This window comes from Bradyrhizobium australafricanum, from assembly GCF_020329495.1.
Taxonomy (GTDB): Bacteria; Pseudomonadota; Alphaproteobacteria; order Rhizobiales; family Xanthobacteraceae; genus Bradyrhizobium; species Bradyrhizobium australafricanum.
In genome coordinates, this window is record NZ_JAGKJL010000216.1 from 1 (window position 1) to 621 (window position 621).

Annotated in this window: 1 protein-coding gene; it reads right to left on the reverse strand. The window is 67.0% G+C overall.

Annotation, left to right across the window (positions count from 1 at the left end):
- On the reverse strand, nucleotides 1–450 hold a 450-nt coding region (locus tag J6525_RS46645), incomplete at its 3' end, for a sarcosine oxidase subunit gamma (RefSeq protein ID WP_225649638.1).
- Between the last annotated feature and the right edge of the window lie 171 nt (nucleotides 451–621).

The following is a 621-nucleotide window of genomic DNA, read 5'->3' on the forward strand; positions in this document are numbered from 1 at the left end:
GTGCCAAAAGCTGTGCGCGAGGCTCCGGAACAGGCTGATCTCGAAGCAGGCGGTGCCGTCAGGCGCGTCCTCGCGTCGCCAGATCGTGGCGCCGATGTGGGACACGATCGTGGTGGCGGCGTCGCCGCTGTTGAATGCGCGTCCGTCGAGATCGATCGGGACTCCTTTGGCGAGGGTGTCCCGGATAGCCGAGCCACCGACCCGGAATACCGTATAGCCGCCGCTCTGATCGGATACCGACGCCGTCCCGCCTACCAGCGACCTGAAGGAGGCATGGAAAGCCGGCGTGTCGGCCTCGCCCATGACGAGCCAGATTTGCGGGCCGAGGCCGACGAATGCGATGTCGCGTCCTGTCACGAAGGCAGGGCGCTCGGGCAGATCCGTCTGGCAGGACTGTGCGATGCGCGAGCGCAGCGCTTGCTCCTGTCGCCGGCGGGCCTGCATGGTCATGAGCGCGAGACCGCGACGCTCCGTGATTGTCACCCCGCCGCCTGGCGCGCCGCGCGGGACTGAAGATAAGGCGGATGTCCGCGACAGCTCAGCCATGGAGATTTTTTCCTTCGGGGTCGAAGAAGACCGGCGGCACCACCTCGACCAGGGTGTCGCCGTTCCGGACCGGAT